The 15217-nt window shown below is 72.9% G+C and carries 16 protein-coding genes; 3 read left to right on the top strand and 13 right to left on the bottom strand.

Annotated features, from left to right (window positions below; translation table 11 throughout):
* Nucleotides 1-137: 137 nt before the first annotated feature.
* Together ACOJTC_RS08120 and ACOJTC_RS08115 are read left to right on the top strand one after the other, a co-directional pair.
* Nucleotides 138-482 carry a metallopeptidase family protein gene (locus ACOJTC_RS08120; protein WP_204925639.1) on the top strand — a complete coding sequence of 115 codons (345 nt, stop codon included), beginning with the start codon at nt 138-140 and terminating at the stop codon, nt 480-482.
* Between the two features lie 151 nt (nt 483-633).
* Nucleotides 634-1353 (top strand): AIM24 family protein, encoded by a 720-nt coding sequence (locus ACOJTC_RS08115; protein ID WP_420116372.1) that lies wholly within the window; start codon nt 634-636, stop codon nt 1351-1353.
* 114 nt (nt 1354-1467) lie between these two features.
* Here ACOJTC_RS08115 and pheA read toward each other — a convergent pair whose 3' ends face one another.
* From pheA to ACOJTC_RS08095, 4 genes are all read right to left on the bottom strand, one after another.
* Nucleotides 1468-2424, bottom strand: coding sequence for a prephenate dehydratase (gene pheA, locus ACOJTC_RS08110; RefSeq protein ID WP_204925461.1), 957 nt, complete (start codon nt 2422-2424; stop codon nt 1468-1470).
* A gap of 10 nt (nt 2425-2434) precedes the next feature.
* Nucleotides 2435-2986 carry a hypothetical protein gene (locus ACOJTC_RS08105; protein WP_420116371.1) on the bottom strand — a complete coding sequence of 184 codons (552 nt, stop codon included), beginning with the start codon at nt 2984-2986 and terminating at the stop codon, nt 2435-2437.
* 191 nt (nt 2987-3177) lie between these two features.
* Nucleotides 3178-3636, bottom strand: coding sequence for a hypothetical protein (locus ACOJTC_RS08100; RefSeq protein WP_204925460.1), 459 nt, complete (start codon nt 3634-3636; stop codon nt 3178-3180).
* 175 nt (nt 3637-3811) lie between these two features.
* A complete protein-coding gene (locus ACOJTC_RS08095; RefSeq protein ID WP_420116370.1) occupies nt 3812-4549 on the bottom strand; it encodes a hypothetical protein in 738 nt (245 codons plus the stop codon).
* A gap of 164 nt (nt 4550-4713) precedes the next feature.
* Between ACOJTC_RS08095 and ACOJTC_RS08090 the strand changes: the two genes are divergently transcribed.
* Complete coding sequence (locus ACOJTC_RS08090) at nt 4714-5931, top strand: arginine deiminase (protein ID WP_204925458.1); 1218 nt, start codon at nt 4714-4716, stop codon at nt 5929-5931.
* A gap of 32 nt (nt 5932-5963) precedes the next feature.
* On the opposite strand, the gene ACOJTC_RS08085 is transcribed toward ACOJTC_RS08090, so the two are convergent.
* The 9 genes from ACOJTC_RS08085 to ACOJTC_RS08045 all read right to left on the bottom strand — a co-directional run bounded on the left by ACOJTC_RS08085 (nt 5964) and on the right by ACOJTC_RS08045 (nt 15079).
* Nucleotides 5964-6845, bottom strand: a complete 882-nt coding sequence (locus tag ACOJTC_RS08085) for a DUF5926 family protein (RefSeq protein ID WP_420116369.1) — start codon at nt 6843-6845, stop codon at nt 5964-5966.
* A gap of 53 nt (nt 6846-6898) precedes the next feature.
* Nucleotides 6899-7345: an ATP-binding protein gene (locus tag ACOJTC_RS08080; protein ID WP_372444587.1), complete on the bottom strand. Its 447-nt coding sequence runs from the start codon at nt 7343-7345 to the stop codon at nt 6899-6901.
* 54 nt (nt 7346-7399) lie between these two features.
* Nucleotides 7400-8857 carry an ATP-binding protein gene (locus tag ACOJTC_RS08075; protein WP_204925456.1) on the bottom strand — a complete coding sequence of 486 codons (1458 nt, stop codon included), beginning with the start codon at nt 8855-8857 and terminating at the stop codon, nt 7400-7402.
* Between the two features lie 116 nt (nt 8858-8973).
* Nucleotides 8974-9765 carry a glycerophosphodiester phosphodiesterase gene (locus tag ACOJTC_RS08070; protein ID WP_363649596.1) on the bottom strand — a complete coding sequence of 264 codons (792 nt, stop codon included), beginning with the start codon at nt 9763-9765 and terminating at the stop codon, nt 8974-8976.
* A gap of 10 nt (nt 9766-9775) precedes the next feature.
* Entirely contained in the window at nt 9776-10111 is a 336-nt protein-coding gene (locus ACOJTC_RS08065) for a rhodanese-like domain-containing protein (protein ID WP_088643589.1), read from the bottom strand.
* A 76-nt stretch (nt 10112-10187) separates the two neighbouring features.
* On the bottom strand, nt 10188-11129 hold the full coding sequence (locus ACOJTC_RS08060; protein ID WP_204925454.1) for an LCP family protein: 942 nt from the start codon (nt 11127-11129) through the stop codon (nt 10188-10190).
* 197 nt (nt 11130-11326) lie between these two features.
* Nucleotides 11327-12535, bottom strand: coding sequence for an LCP family protein (locus tag ACOJTC_RS08055; RefSeq protein ID WP_357924687.1), 1209 nt, complete (start codon nt 12533-12535; stop codon nt 11327-11329).
* Between the two features lie 259 nt (nt 12536-12794).
* Complete coding sequence (locus ACOJTC_RS08050) at nt 12795-14024, bottom strand: LCP family protein (RefSeq protein WP_420116368.1); 1230 nt, start codon at nt 14022-14024, stop codon at nt 12795-12797.
* Nucleotides 14025-14101: 77 nt separating this feature from the next.
* Nucleotides 14102-15079: a GDP-mannose 4,6-dehydratase gene (locus ACOJTC_RS08045; RefSeq protein ID WP_420116367.1), complete on the bottom strand. Its 978-nt coding sequence runs from the start codon at nt 15077-15079 to the stop codon at nt 14102-14104.
* Nucleotides 15080-15217: the final 138 nt, after the last annotated feature.

The raw sequence follows: 15217 nt of genomic DNA, 5'->3' as shown, positions 1-15217 counted from the left end.
ATAAAACCCACCCCCCCCCCCCCCCTTTACCCGCCCCGCCCGCGCCCGCCCCGGGGCCCGCCCGCGGACGGGGTACCGGCGGTGCGCTACGGGACCGGTGGGCGGCCGGCCGGTCGGGCACAATGGGTGAGGTGCCCGTGGAGATGAGCCGTGAACGCTTCGAGGAGCTGGTCGGCGAGGCCCTCGACGAGGTGCCCGAGGAACTGCTCCGGTTGATGAGCAACGTGGTCATCCTGGTCGAGGACGACCCGCCGCCCGGGGAGGACCTGCTCGGCCTCTACGAGGGGCACGCGCTCACCGAACGAGGCTGGAACTACTCGGGTGTGCTGCCCGACCGGATCTTCATCTACCGCCGGCCGATCCTGCGGATCTGCGCCACCGAGGACGACGTGGTCGACGAGGTGGCGGTGACCGTGGTGCACGAGATCGCCCACCACTTCGGCATCGACGACGAGCGGTTGCACGCGTTGGGCTGGGGCTGAGCCCGCCACTTGCCGCGTCCGGCCGGTCGTCTGCGCGCACCTGACCGGTTCCGTGCGCGGAGCCGGGCTTGCCCGCCGCTCGGCCGATGCAACGGGTTGCGGGGGCTGCCTACCGTGTGGTGAGCACACCCCCAATCAGGAGGAAGACCCAATGCGCAGCGCGCTGTTCTCCGCGGAGAACCTGGAGAAGGAGTCCGCCCAGCCCGGCATGCGGCTGCAGAACTCCAAGATGTTGAAGATCGAACTCAACGGTGAGGCGATGGCCCGGGTCGGGTCGATGGTCGCCTACCAGGGGCAGGTGCAGTTCCAGGCGTTGGGCTCGGGCGGCATCGGCAAGTTCATCAAGCAGCGGCTCACCGGCGAGGGCGTGCCGCTGATGAAGCTCAGCGGCCACGGCGACGTGTTCCTGGCCGAGCTGGCCAAGGACGTGCACATCATCGACCTGGAGCCGGGCGACGCGCTGTCGATCAACGGGTCCAGCGTGCTGGCCTTCGACTCCACCCTGTCGTACGACATCAAGATGGTCGGCGGCGCGGGAATGGCCTCGTCGGGCCTGTTCAACTGCGTGTTCAGCGGCTACGGCCGGATCGCCATCACCACCAAGGGCACCCCGGTCGTGCTCAACGTCGACGCGCCCACCTACGTCGACCCGCAGGCGGCGGTGTGCTGGTCGGCCAACCTCCAGACCGGCTACCACCGCGCCGAGCAGCTCGGCCTGGGCACCCTGCTCGGCCGCAGCACCGGTGAGGCGTTCACCATGAGCTTCGCCGGCCAGGGCTTCGTCGTGGTCCAGCCGTCCGAGGAGCCGCCGGTCCAGGGCCGCGGCGGCCAGCAGCAGCAACAGGGCCTGCTCGGCGGCCTGCTCAGCTGATCTTCGCGACGTGGGGCGGTCCCGGCCGGGACCGCCCCACGGTCGTCTGCGCGGCCGGAGCGGTGCGGTCCGCACCCGGTGCCGCGCCGCCGCCGGGGCCCCGGTCGCGCGGGCTCAGCTCAGCTCGCCGGCGCGCAGTCGGGCCAGCCAGGCCGCCGCGTCGGTGTAGTCGGTGTCCGAGAGCCCGGCCGGCGCGGGGACCGGCCGGTCACCCGCCGCGTCGGCCCACCGGTGCCGGGGGTACGACCCGAGGAACCGCACCTCGGCACAGACCCGCCGCAGCCCCTGCAACGCCTCACCGAGCCGGGCGTCGGCCACGTGACCGGTGCAGTCGAGGAAGAAGACGTACCGGCCCAGCGCCTCCCCGGTGGGGCGGGACTCGATCCGGGTCAGGTTGACCCCCCGCACGGCCAGCTCCATCAGCACCGACAGCAACGCGCCCACCCGGTCGTGGGCGATGGAGACGGCAAGCGACGTGACGTCGTCGCCGGTGGGCGGCGGGGGCGGGCCGGGGCGGGACAGCAGGGCGAACCGGGTCACCGCGTCCGGGTGATCGGCGATCTTGTCGGCGAGCAGGGTCAGCCGGTGCCGGGCCGCCCCGATCGGGGCGCAGATCGCCGCGTCGTACTCGCCGCCGGCCGCGCCGGCCGCCGCCGCGCCGTTGGACAGCACGTCGATCACGGTGGCGTCGGGCAGGTGCGCGCGCAGCCAGTTGCGGCACTGGGTGGACGCCTGCGGGTGGGCGGCCACGCTGCGTACCCCGACCAGGTCGGTGCCGGGGCGGGCGCCGAGCACGAACTCCACCGGCAGGATCACCTCGCGGGTGATCACCAGCGGGTCCCCCTCGGCCAGCTCGTCCAGGGTCACCCCGACCGCACCGCCGATCGAGTTCTCCATCGGCACCAGCGCCGCGTCCGCCTCACCGGCCCGTACGCTCTCCAGCGCCTCACCGACGCTGCGGGCGGGCGTACGACTGCCGCGCTCGGCGGCCGGGACGGTGCGCAACGCCTGCTCGGCGAAGGTGCCCTCGGGGCCCAGGTAGACGTAGCGGGTCGGCGGTGTTCCGGGCATGCCGCCCAGCCTACGCACCCGGTGGCAGCCCGGTCCCGGTGTCGCAGGCCAACGTCCGGATGGCGGGCGGCGCGACGGCCTTCACCTCGATCGAGCAGACGTCCGTACCGGCGGTGACCAGCCGCAGCGCGCCCGGCTCCCCCCGGCTGACCGCCTGGAGTTCCTCGTGCCCGCTGACCGACAGCACGGTGTACTGCCAGCCGTCGGCGCACAGCGGCCCGTCGACGGCCCGCACCGACACGTCGCGGGGCAGCACGTTCCCGCGGAGCAACCCGATCACCCGGTCGGCCGAGGGACGGCCGGCACAGGCCTCCGCGACCGTCGCGACGGTGGGGCTGGGCAGCGTCGACGTCGGCGGCAGGGTGGGGGTCACCGGCAGGGCGGGGGGCGGCGTCGTCGGCGGCAGGGTCACGGCCGGCGTGGGTGGGGCGACCGGGGCCGGCAGTCGGGGTTCGGGCGGGGCGGCGCAGCCGGTGAACGGCGACACCGCGAGCAGGGCCACGGCGATCCGGGCGGCGACCGGCCGCCGGTACGGGGGACGGTGGGCGGGGTCAGGCGGCACGGGCCGGTCCTCGGGGGCTTCGGGCGCGGGGGCGTCGCGACGGGGTCCGGCCTCACGGACCGTGGGAGGGGGCCGGTCGTGTGGCCGGTGGGGTGAGCCCATCGTAGGAAAAACCGCCCGCCCGGTGAAGGCCGGCGCCACGTCCGACGCGGCCGCCCGACGCGGGGCGGCCCGGCGTGGGGCGGTGCCGGTCAGATCGGGGAGAAGAAGGTGAGTGAACCGGTGACCGAGCCGCCGGTGAGCATCGGGGTGGAGACGGCGTCGACGGTGGCGTAGGTGCTGGCGTCGCCGGCGGGCTGCACCCGCAGCAGGCCCCGGGCGAGTCGACCGGAGTGCAGGGCGAGCAGCGGGGGGATCTTGTCGGTCTCCTGCTCGGGCAGCTCGTGCCGGGCGGCGGTGAAGTCGAGCAGCCGCAGCCCCCCTTCGAGCAGCGGCAGGCCGACCACGTCCTCGGGGGCGCCGAGGCAGAGCAGTTCGCAGCCGGCGGCGGAGATGGCCACCACGAGGGTGTCGGCGTCGATCAGCAGGCAGGGCTCCTCGGCGTGCGAGACGCTCGCCGACCACTTCCCGACGTTGTCGCACCCCGGCCCTGTCGGCGTCCGCGCCGCCGGCACGAACACGTCCGGGAGCGAGAGTTCGACGTGGGCCACCGCGCCTCCTAGGTACACCGACGGTCTGTCCACGCTAGCCGGTCTTCGTGACGGTCGCCGACCGCGCGGGAGCCACCGGCCGCCGGTGGATGGATCATGTGCCCTGGTGGGCGGCCGGCGACGGCGCGGACCGGCATGTCGGGGGGACCGGTACCGCGGGGCGTCGCCGGTGACGTTACCGGCGACCTGCCGGCTTGTCAGCGGCCGTTCGGCCCTCGTCGTACCACCGGTAGTCGCCGGTGGGACGGTAAGTGCCGTTGTGCCAGGTCTGCGGGGCCTGGGCGACCCGGGACAGCTTCTCGGCGGTGGCCGGGCTGATCCGGTTGCCTCCGGCGACGAGGAGCCGGTCGAGCTCCCGGTGGGTCGCCATCATGCAGTCCTTCGGCAGGCCGTAGACGCTGATGACGCCGGAGCCCACGAAGGTGAGCACCGGCGTCACCGGGATCGGCAGCCCGACCGCCTGGGTGAGCGCCTTGCTGGCCCGCTTGGCGTCCCGCCGGGCCTCGGCCACGTACGGCGGGCGCTTGCCGTTGATCTGCACCACGTCCCCGGCGACCAGCACCCGGGCCCGGCCGTGGTCGGCGATGCTGACCGCGAAGAGCCCGCTGGGGCCGATGGCGAGGAACCCGGCGCGTTCGTCCTGACCGTGCTCGCGCAGGACGTCGGCGACGTCGGTGCGCGGCCACTCGATGACGTGCCAGGCGGGGCCCAGGTGGTCGAGCTGACCGAGCGCCCGCGCACCGGCGGCCTCCAGCCGGCGGGCGCCCCGCTCGGCCCGACGTCGACGTGCCCACTCCAGTGGGGTCGGACGTACCGGGTCGAGACCCGCGGACCCGTCGGGACGGGGGTGCGGCACCGTCACGGGCGGCAGTGCCCGGGTGGGTACGGCTCGACGAGCGGGAAAGACAGTCATCGCGACCTCCGGCAAAAGGTCCCTCGAAAGTTATGTTCTCACTACCCTACGTCGCCACTGTGGGGGTACGGCAAGTTGGAACGCCGGAATGAGTGCGGATGAATGCCATATTCATCCGCAGTTCTTCCGCTGAAGATCGTTCATCACTGTCCTACGCTGCGGGGGTGACCCACTACGTGGACAGCGAGGTCGGTCGACTCGGCACGGTGCTGTTGCACCGACCGGGCCGGGAACTTGCCCGCCTCACCCCCCGCAACAACGACTCGTTGCTCTTCGACGCTATCCCATGGGTCGGCCGGGCCCAGGAGGAGCACGACGCCTTCGCCGCCGAGCTGCGCGGACGGGGCGTGGAGGTGCTCTACCTCGCCACCCTGCTCGCCGAGACGCTCGCCGTCGCCGAGGCCCGCACCGAACTCACCGAGCAGGTGCTCGCGTCGCCCCGGCTCGGCGACACCCTGCGCCGCCGGGTCGCCGACCACCTCACCTACCTCGACCCCGCCGCGCTCGCCGACGTGCTCATCGCCGGCCTCGCCCACGAGGAGGTGCGGATCAGCGCCGAGCGTCCCGGTGGTCTGGTCTGGACGATGATGGACCGCCACGAGTTCGTCATCGACCCGCTGCCCAACCTGCTCTTCACCCGGGACTCGTCACTGTGGATCGGCGACCGGGTCGGGGTCACCAGCCTCGCCATGCCGGCCCGCCGCCGGGAGACCACGCTGACCGACGCGATCTACCGGCACCATCCCCGTTTCGTCGGCACCAGGACCGTCTACCACCCGGGCCTGGAACACCTCGAAGGCGGCGACGTGCTGCTGCTCGCCCCCGGGGTGCTCGCCGTCGGGGTGGGCGAGCGGACCACCCCGGCCGGTGCCGAACGACTGGCCCGACAGGTCTTCGCCGCCGGCCTGGCGCACACCATGCTGGTGGTGCCGATCGCCCAGGAACGGGCCACCATGCACCTCGACACCGTGTGCACCATGGTCGACGTCGACGCGGTGCTGATGTACCCCAACGTGGCCAGCACGCTGTCCGCGTACACGGTGATCGCCGGGCCGGACGGCGAGCCCCGGGTGGACGGCCCCGCGCCGTTCCTGCGCGCGGCGGCCGACGCGATGGACCTCGACCAGCTCCGGGTGATCGACACCGGCCTGGACCCGGTGACCGCCGAACGCGAACAGTGGGACGACGGCAACAACACCCTCGCCCTGGCCCCCCGGCTCTGCGTCGGCTACGAACGCAACGTGGAGACCAACGCCCAGCTGGAGCGCGCCGGCATCGAGGTCATCCCGATCGCCGGTTCGGAGCTGGGCTCCGGCCGGGGCGGCCCCCGCTGCATGTCCTGCCCGCTGGTCCGCGAGCCGCTGCACCCGACGGCCGGCTGAACCGCCCCACCCGGGGCGGCCCGGCCGGCGGGCTAGCGGAGGGTGAGCTGGCGGCCGAGCAGGCCCTGACGGGCCCGGCGGCCGGCGGCGTCCAACGGCTCCTTCTCGGCCAGCGCGTCGGCGTACCGCTTGGCGAACGTGGCCACCGGCTCCTCCCACTCGGCGGCCGGGACGTCCTCCGGCAGGTCCCACACGGGTGCCAGCCGGCCGTGCGCCCGGAACATTCCGGCGAACTTCGTGCCCTCGCCGAGGGTGAGCGCACCGGCGGCGGAGAGCCGGGAGAGCGCGTCCAGCGCGGCGTCCTCGTCGTCGCCGAGCACCCAGCGCACGTGTGCCTTCTCCGGCACCTGGCACCAGTAGGCGGCCCGCGCGGCGGCCAGCTTCACGGTCGGGTAGATCGCCGCGTTCGCCCGCTCCAGGGACGCCTGCACGGTCGGGTCGTCGGCCGCGCCCGGGTCGAGCCAGAACTCGAAGCCGTCGTGCATCGTGATCTCCAGCGGACCGTCCACCAGGATGTCCTGCAGGCGCGGGCCGGGACCCGGCAGCGGCGGCACCGTCACCGCCCCGCCCGGCTCGGTACGCAGCGCGCAGAGCAGCGCGTCGGCCAGGTCCCGGGAGACGTCGCCGGACTGCTGGTGCCGCTGCAGGCCGATGAACACCCGACCGTCCGGCTTGGTCATCGCCGGGGCGGCCATCGGCAGCACGGTCGCCAGGACGACCGGGCGGTCGCCGTGCTCCTCCACCAGGTCCGGGGTGAGCCGCAGCGGTGCCGAGGCGGCCGGTACGAGTTCGCGCAGGGCGATCCACTCCGGCTCGTCCACCAGCCCCTCGAACGGACGGGGGACGAAGACGTCCCGGATCTTCTCCCGGCGGGGAGCGGTCTCGGCGCGCTGGTTCTTTCGACGCTTGCTCACGGCGAGACAGCCTAGAGGCCGGCGGGCGGCGGTGGGGGAAGGACCCGCCCCGGTCAGCCGGCGGCGACCAGGTCCGGCCGGCAGTCGGCGGGGTCGAACTCGGCCCAGACGCTCTGCCCCAGACCGTCCCGGTCGACCCCCCAGCGGCTGGCCAGCCCGGCGACGATGTGCAGGCCCCGGCCGTCGACGGCGTCCGTGCCCGCGGACCGCATCCGGGGGCCGGCCCCGGCGCCGCCGTCGGTCACCCGGACGGACAGGCCCGGCCCGGTCCGGGTCGGGCGCAGCCGCCAGGCCACCCGGACCACCCCGCCGGGCAGCGGGTCGGCGTGCCTAACCGCATTGCCGACCAGTTCGGCCAGGACGGCCACCAGGTCGGCGAGGAGCGGTGGGGGCACCAGGTCGGCGAGTTCGTCGGCGAGCCGGTGCCGGGCCAGCCGCGCGCCGGTGGCGTGGTGGGGGACCACCACACACCACGCACGCTCGGCTCGTCCCGTCGACACTCCGGCTCCTTCTCGGCCCGTGCCCGCGGTGGGTCGTCCGGCCCACCGGGCGGCTCACCCGCGGGGGAGCCGCACCTCTGCGACGGTACCGCCACCGTCGCGTGGACGTAGGGATACCCATCCATTCTGCTGTTCAACGATCCGGCGGACGAGATAGAGGCCGAGTCCGGCACCCGGATAGGCCCGCCGGTCGCCGGACTCGCCCTGCCAGAACCTGTCGAAGGCGCGTTCGACGTGCTCCGGCCGGATGCCCACCCCCCGGTCGGTCACCCGGAACGACACGGTCTGGTTGTCGGCCGACGCGAAAACCTCGATCGGGGAGTCCGCCGGCGCCCACTTGCCCGCGTTGGTGCACAGTTCGGTCAGCACGGTGGTCAGGCTGCGTCGGTCCCCGAGGGCCTTGGGCAGGTCGGCCGGCGCGTGCAGGAACAGGCGTCGGCGCAGGTCGCCGGGGAGGTCCAGGACCGCCGCGCGCAGCGCCTCACCGAGGTCGAACGGGACGGCCGGCTCGCCGTCGGAGCGTACGTCGGTGGCCGAGGTGAGCAGCCGGTCGACCAGCCGGGCCAGTTCGTTGGCCCGTTGACCGATCACCCGGGCCGCCTGCCGCCGGTCGTGGTCGGTCAGCGACTCCCAGTGGTCGGTGAGGGTGTCGGCGTATCCCTTGATCACGGTGACCGGGGTGCGCAGCTCGTGGCTGGTGACCGCGACGAAGAGGTCCCGGTCGGACTCCCGGCGTCGCTGGTCGGTGATGTCGCGGAAGGTGATCACCCGCAGTGTGCCCGGCCCGACCAGCTCGCCGGTGGTGATCCGCAGCCACCGCCCGTCCGGGAGCTGGTGGTCGAGCACCTGGCCGGCGGGCGGGAGCGGGAACGGCAGCGGGCGGTTCATCGCGTCACCGGCGCTGCGCCCGGTGACCTGGGTGGCGGCCGGGTTCCACAGCCGGACCCGACCGTCCCGGTCGACCACGGCCAGGCCGTCGGCGAGGGCCGCGACGACCGGGCCGTCGCCGTGCACCGGCAGGCCGCTCTGGTCGCCGTACATGTGGGCGATGCAGGAGGCGAGGTAGCCGAGGGTGGCGTGCTGGACGCGGTCCTCGGTCTCGTCGTCGTCGGCGTAGAGGGCGTGCAGGGTGCCGACGGTGAGCCCGTTGAGTTCGGCGCGGGCGACGATCATGCGGCGCAGGCCGTTGCCGACCAGTTCCGCGGCGAGCGGACCGTCGAGGTGGTCCAGCCGGGCCTGCCGGACCCGGGGCCCGGTGAGCAGGCAGACGGTGGCCGGGTCGGAGGCGGGCAGCGGGCGGCCGACGCTCCACTCGGCGCAGCCGCTGGCGGCGATCACCCGGCCGCCGGTCGGGGCGAACTCGACGAAGGCCACGCAGTCCGCGCCGAGCGTGGGGCGGGCCGCCCGGAGCAGCGAGGTGAGCACCGGCAGTCCGGCCTCACCTGAGTTGATCATCTCGATCACCGCGCCGTGGTCGGCGATGAGGGTGGCGAGATCAGGGCGCTCCGGCATGCCCCGAGTCTGCCCCGTACCGGGCGGTTCGGGCACCCCCCGCAGGTCACCCGGCTCCGGCAGCCGGTGCCGGCCCGAACCACCGGCGTCGGCCGGGGACCGGTGTGAGCCGGGCGTCACCGGCCCAGCCGGGCCAGGGTGTGCGCGGGCCGGTCGGTGATCACCCCGTCCACCCCCGCGTCGAGGACCAGCTCCAGGTCGGTGGGTTCGTTGACCGTCCAGACGTACACCGGGTGGCCGGCGGCGCGCAGTGTGGGCACCAGCTCCGGGCGGGCCCGGACCAGGCCGATGCCCGGCCCGGCGATCCGCGCCCCGAACGGCAGCCGGCCGAGCCGCAGCCAGCGCGGCAGCACCTCCAGCAGCAGCACGGTCGGCAGCGCCGGGGCCAGTTCACGCATCCGGCGCACCGCCAGCGGGGAGAACGACATCACGGTGACCTGCACCGGGTCGTCCGGGCCCGGCTCAGCCAGCCCGTGCCGGCGCAGCATGGTCACCAGCCGGCGCTCGACGTCCCCCCGGTAGCGGGACGGGTGTTTGGTCTCCACCAGCAGCTTCACCGGGCGGCCGGAGTCGCGGACGGCGGTCAGCAGCCGGTCCAGGGTGAGCAGCCGGGTGTGCGTGTCGTCAAGCGCCTCGTCACCGTCGGCCGGGGCGCAGCCGGGATGCCAGGAGCCGAAGTCCAGCGTCTCCAGCTCGGCCAGGGTGCGGGCGCTGACCAGGCCGTGACCGTTGCTGGTCCGGTTCAACCGCCGGTCGTGTACGCAGACCAGGTGCCCGTCGCGGGTCAGCCGGACGTCGCACTCCAACCCGTCGGCGCCCTCGTCGAGGGCCCGCAGGTAGGCCGCCAGGGTGTGCTCGGGCAGGTCCGCCGACGCGCCCCGGTGCGCGAAGACCAGTGGATCAGCCATGCTGCGCCGCTCAGATGACCTGGCCGGGCTGCCCGTCCCCGGTGACGACCGGCCTGCCGACGGCCGCCCACTGCCGCATCCCGCCGTCGGCGTTGCGGACCTGCTCCCAGCCGTTGCCGAGCAGGTAGCCGACGACCTGGGCGGAGCGCCCGCCGGAGCGGCAGATCACCGCGACGTCGCGGTCGGTGGGTACCTCGGCGAGCCGGGCCGGCAGTTCCATCATCGGTACGTGGTGCGCGCCGGGCGCGTGGCCCGCCGCCCACTCGTCGTCCTCGCGGACGTCGAGCAGGTAGGTGTCGTCGTCGATCGCGGTCACGGGGACACTGGGAACCTGGGATCCGAACACGGTCGAAAGCCTAGATCCTCGGTGCCGGCGAGGGCACGTCGGCGCTCGGCGTGGCGACCTGTCGACGGCATGGGGGTCAGAGCCGGTTGACCCAGCGCGGGTTGGCCCGGGACCAGTCGGGCAGCCGGTGGGTGCGGACGGCCTCGAAGAGCCCGCCGCCGCCGTTGTCGAGCACCACGTACGAGACGCCGTCGATGGTCTGCGGGTAGGACGGGAGCTGCACCCCGCGCAGCGCGTCGGCGGGCAGCGACCGCAGGGCGAACAGCAGCTCGTCCAGGGGTACGCCGTTGGTGTCGACGGTGAGCGCGCTGCCGACGGCCCGCAGCACCCGGTCGAGTTGCACCGGGTCGGTGCGCAGGTGGGTCTCGCCGGCGCGGTCCATCATCGCGCGCAGCATCTGCTGCTGGTGCCGTTGCCGGTCGTAGTCGCCGTTGGGCAGGTCGTAGCGTTGCCGGGCGTAGTCAAGCGCCCGTGCGCCGTCCATCTGCTGGCAGCCGACCGGGAAGACGACGCCGGTGTGGATCGAGCGGACCTCGGTGTCGACGCACATCCGGATGCCGCCGAGCAGGTCGATGACGCGTCGGAAGCCGGCGAAGTCGACCAGGGCCGCCCCGTCGAAGCGGATGCCGGTGAGCCGGGTCAGGGTGGCCGAGAGCAGGCGGGTGCCGCCCTCGCCGCCGCCGCCGTGCTCGTACGCTGCGTTGATCTTGTCCTGGCCCCCGGCGTAGCCGACGCCGTCGGGGGGGATGTCGACGAGCAGGTCCCGGGGGACGGAAATCAGGTACGCCTGCCGCAGGCCGGGCGGTACGTGCACGATCAGGATGGTGTCCGACCGCTGGTCCGGGCCGGGCGCGCCGGGGCGTCGGTCGGAGCCGACGATCAGGTAGTTGAGCCCGGTGTCCAGCTCGGTGCGGGCCTGCCGGGCGTCGGGGGAGAGCAGTTGCTCCTTGCTGACCGTGCGCTCGTAGCGGTGGGCGAGCAGCCGCACCCCGACCACGGCGAGCCCGGCGAGCAGCACCAGGGCGAGGCCGACGCCGAGCAGGGCCCGTGGCCAGCGTGCCCTGCGCCGGCCGGGAGGCGGTGTGCCCCGCCCCCGGTCGGATCGCGCTGACCTGGCCGTGACGTCCTCCCCGTGGCCGCAACGTGAATGTCTCTCACGTCAGGCTACGGTGGGCCGACCGGCTCCCGGGCCGGTTCGCCGCGACTACCGACCGGTCACTTCCGGGTGGACAGCACGCTCGGGTTGGCGTACACGAACTCGCCGAGCTTGTCTTCCTTGATCGCCTGGAACATGTCCAGGGTCTGCTGGCTGAGCGCCTCGCGGTTGTTGGCGTTGCCGTTGAACGTGCCACCGTTGGTCCGCAGCATGGTCAGCTCGTTGGCGGTGACCCCGCGCATGGTGAAGACCAGGTCGGCCACCGGTACGCCGCCGGTGTCCAGGATGAACGCCTTGCCGGCCGCCTTGATCAGCTGGTTGACCTTGACCGGGTTGGTCATCATGCCCTTGTCGGTGGCCTTACGGGCCATCGCCTTGATCAGCTGCTGCTGGTTCTGCTGCCGGTCGTAGTCGCTGTTCGGCAGGCCGTAGCGCTGCCGCGAGTAGTCGAGCGCCTGGAGGCCGTTCATCTCCCGGCAGCCCTTCTTGTAGACCACCGGGGTCATCGGCCGGCCGGTCTTCTTGGCGTCGGCGTTCCACATCTGCTTGCCGTCGACCATCATCATGTGGTGCGACTTCACCTCGTGGCTGACGCAGATGCGCACCGTGCCGAGGGTGTCGATGACGTTCTTGAAGCCACCGAAGTTGATGATCGCGGCCCCGTCGAAGCTGACCCCGGTCATGTTCTTGATGGTCTGGGCCATCAGCTGGGCGCCGCCCTCCCAGCCGCCGCCGTTGCGCGCGCCGGCCTGGAACGCCGCGTTGATCTTGTCGGTGCCGCCCTTGAACCCGCTCTTCTTGAACGGCGGGATCTGCGCCTCGGTGTCCCGGGGGATCGAGACCAGGTACGCCTGGTCGTGGCTGGCCGGGATGTGCAGCACGATGATGCTGTCCGAGCGGACGTCGTCGGCGGCCCAGCGCTCCCGGGCGTCCACGCCGAGCAGCAGCATGTCGATCGGGCCGTCGAGGTTGGCGCCGCCCTCGGCCTCGGTCTTGCCCGCCCCGCCGAGCAGGTTGCGTTGGGCGATGTTGCCGGTCGCCTGACTGATCAGCGCCTTGCTGCCGACGATCGCCACACCGCTGGTCAGCATCAGCACCGCGCCGAAGACCACGGTCAGCCGCGCCCAGAGCGGGTCCTTGCGTCGGGCGCGCTTGCGGGCCGTGGCGGAGGGCCGACCGCCGCGACCGCCCGTTGACGGGACGGCGGCCGACGCCCGGTAGGGGTCGGCGCTCGGCGGCGATGGGCGGGGGCTGGTCTGAACCGGCATGCGTGCTCCAGCTCGCGTGATCGGGGGGCGGGACCACTTTACGTACCGCTTCCCGGCAAGGCGAGGTCGTCACACGCACAAATCCCAGACAACCTGACCTTTAGCCCCATGATTCATCCGTTCGGGCGAATCGATGCGACCGGATGGCCGTTGGCGTCCGATGATCAAGCGTTCCGGAAATGACCTCTGATGACGTTCGTCGAAATCTGTCGGACACACGGGGGCGGGCCGTGACCGCCCGCCCCCGTCGGGCGACGCCTCAGTTGCCGTTGCCGGCGTCCGCCTTCTTGTCGGCCGCCACCCAGTCCGCCATCGTGTCGGCGGACATCGCCTTGTACATCGCCAGCGCCTTCTCCCGGTCGGAGACCACCACCGACTCCCCGTTGATGGTGTCGCTGCCGCTGTTCGGGCTGGTGAGGAAGGTCAGGTTCTCCCCGCGCAGGTTGCGGAACTGGATGGCCATGTCGCCGAGGGAGAAGTCGTTGTCGACGGTCACCGCGGCGGTCACCGACTGTAGGAACGCGTTCAGCTTCTTGGGGTTGGTCAGCGTGCCCGTGCTGGCCGCCTTGTCCATCAGCGCCCGCAGGAACTCCTGCTGGTGGCGCATCCGGGCGAAGTCGCCCTGGGGGAACTGCTTGCGCTGGCGGATCCAGTCCAGGGCCGTCGCGCCGTCCATGTGCATGGTGCCCTTGGTGAACTTCCGGTACGGCTTGTGGATCGAGGTGATGCTCCGCTCCACCTTCAGGTCGACCCCGCCGAGCGCGTCGGTGACCTCCTTGAAGCCGCCGAAGTCGATCGCCATCACGTTGTCGATCCGGACGTCGGTGAAGCACTCCACGGTGCGTACCGCAAGCGGCAGGCCACCGAAGGCGAACGCAGCGTTGATCTTGGCACGCTGACCGGAGTCGCAGGCCGCGCCCGCGTTCTCGGGGATCGGCACGTACAGGTCACGCGGGACGGAGACCAGGTAGGCCGACTTGTGGTCCGCCGGGATGTGCATGACGATCAGCGTGTCCGCCCGCCACTCGCCGGGCTTGTCGACCGCCGCATCCGGGTCCCGCGAGTCCGTGCCGACCAGCAGGATGTTGAGCGCCCCGTTGACCGCCTTCGCCGGCCGGCCACCGGTGATCTCCGAGAACGGGTCGGTGCGGGCCAGGTCCTCGTTGAGGTTGCGGGTGTAGAACCAGGCCCCGATCCCGCCGAGCAGCGCCACCACCAGCACCGTCACACCGGCCACCAGGGCGATCCGCCCCCAGCGCGGGCGCGGTCCACGCCGGCCGTAGTTCCCCGGCCCGCCCGGCCCCGAGGGTGTGCCGGGACCGCCCGGCCCGCCCGACCGGGGCTGACTCTCCTGGTGCGACGGGTACCACTGCGCGTCGGACGCCCGGGCGCGCCCGGTGGGGCCCCGGTCGGTGCCGGGCACCGAGGCCCGGCCCGCGCCGCGGTGCAGGTAAGGGAGCGAGGCGCCGGCTGACGAGGTCGCTGACATGCGTTTCAGCGTACGTAGGCGGGTCGAGCGTTCGCTGAATGTGAAGCCCGCCGGCCGGCCCGCGTGGCGCGGGGGAGCTACCCTAGCCGGTCGCGGAAATGGTCGATGGTGCGTCGCAGGCCCTCCTCGGGCGAGACCTCCGGCTGGTATCCCAGCAGGTCCCGGGCGAGGGTCAGGTCGGGACGGCGCATCTCCGGGTCGTCCGCGCTGCGGGTGACGTAGGTCACCTGTGACGTGCTGCCGGAGAGTGACACGATCGTCTCGGCGAGTTGCCGCATCGACATCTCGTGTTCGGTGCCGCAGTTGATCGGGCCGGTCTGCGTCGAGTCGAGCAGCAGCAGGATGCCGCGCACCAGGTCGTCGACGTAACAGATCGACCGGGTCTGGTCACCGGTGCCGTGCACGGTGATCGGCTCGCCGCGCAGCGCCTGGGAGATGAAGGTGGGGATCGCCCGGCCGTCGTCCGGGCGCATCCGCGGGCCGTACGTGTTGAAGATCCGGACGATCGCCGCGTCCAGCCCCCGACTGCGGTGGTAACCCATGGTGGCCGCCTCGGAGAAGCGCTTCGCCTCGTCGTAGACGCTGCGCACCCCGATCGGGTTGACGTTGCCCCAGTACGTCTCCCGCTGCGGGTGTTCCTTCGGGTCCCCGTACGCCTCGGAGGTGGAGGCCATCAGGAACCGGGCGTCGTCGGCGACCGCGCGGTCGAGCAGGTGCAGGGTGCCCACCGAACCGACCCGGAGGATCTCCACCGGCAGCTTCTCGAAGTCGGTCGGGCTGGCCGGGGAGGCCATGTGCATGATCGCGTCGAACCGCTGCGCCAGGGCGGGGTGGTGGTTGGGCAGGCCGTCGGAGATGTCCGCCTCGACCAGGGTGAACCGGGGATGCTCGGCCAGGTGCGCGACGTTGTCCTTGGAACCGGTGACGAAGTTGTCCAGTGCGACCACCGTGCACCCGCGCTCGACCAGGGCGTCCGCCAGGTGTGACGGCACGAACCCGGCACCGCCGGTGACCAGGACGCGGTGACCGTTTCCGAACCGCTGGGCAACCTTCATGGCGGCCAGCCTACTTCTCCCCGCTGCCCGGGGCCCGGTCGACCCGAGGCCGGGCGCGCCTCGTCCTGCGCCCGTCCCCGCCCGGTGGACGACTCCCCGGAGTGACCGACGGGTGGGCCCCCGACGCGAGCGGTCGCG

This window comes from Micromonospora sp., from assembly GCF_048594385.1.
GTDB classification, from domain to species: Bacteria; Actinomycetota; Actinomycetes; order Mycobacteriales; family Micromonosporaceae; genus Micromonospora; species Micromonospora wenchangensis.
This window is presented reverse-complemented; position numbering and strand designations above follow the sequence as displayed.

What these genes read in the sequence shown, in the direction of transcription:
- ACOJTC_RS08115 (WP_420116372.1), top strand. Translation starts at nt 634, where the DNA reads ATGCGCAGCGCGCTGTTCTCCGCGGAGAACCTGGAGAAGGAGTCCGCC.
- ACOJTC_RS08045 (WP_420116367.1), bottom strand. Translation starts at nt 15,079, where the DNA reads ATGAAGGTTGCCCAGCGGTTCGGAAACGGTCACCGCGTCCTGGTCACC.
- pheA (WP_204925461.1), bottom strand. Translation starts at nt 2,424, where the DNA reads ATGCCCGGAACACCGCCGACCCGCTACGTCTACCTGGGCCCCGAGGGC.
- ACOJTC_RS08070 (WP_363649596.1), bottom strand. Translation starts at nt 9,765, where the DNA reads ATGGCTGATCCACTGGTCTTCGCGCACCGGGGCGCGTCGGCGGACCTG.
- ACOJTC_RS08055 (WP_357924687.1), bottom strand. Translation starts at nt 12,535, where the DNA reads ATGCCGGTTCAGACCAGCCCCCGCCCATCGCCGCCGAGCGCCGACCCC.
- ACOJTC_RS08050 (WP_420116368.1), bottom strand. Translation starts at nt 14,024, where the DNA reads ATGTCAGCGACCTCGTCAGCCGGCGCCTCGCTCCCTTACCTGCACCGC.
- ACOJTC_RS08075 (WP_204925456.1), bottom strand. Translation starts at nt 8,857, where the DNA reads ATGCCGGAGCGCCCTGATCTCGCCACCCTCATCGCCGACCACGGCGCG.
- ACOJTC_RS08095 (WP_420116370.1), bottom strand. Translation starts at nt 4,549, where the DNA reads ATGACTGTCTTTCCCGCTCGTCGAGCCGTACCCACCCGGGCACTGCCG.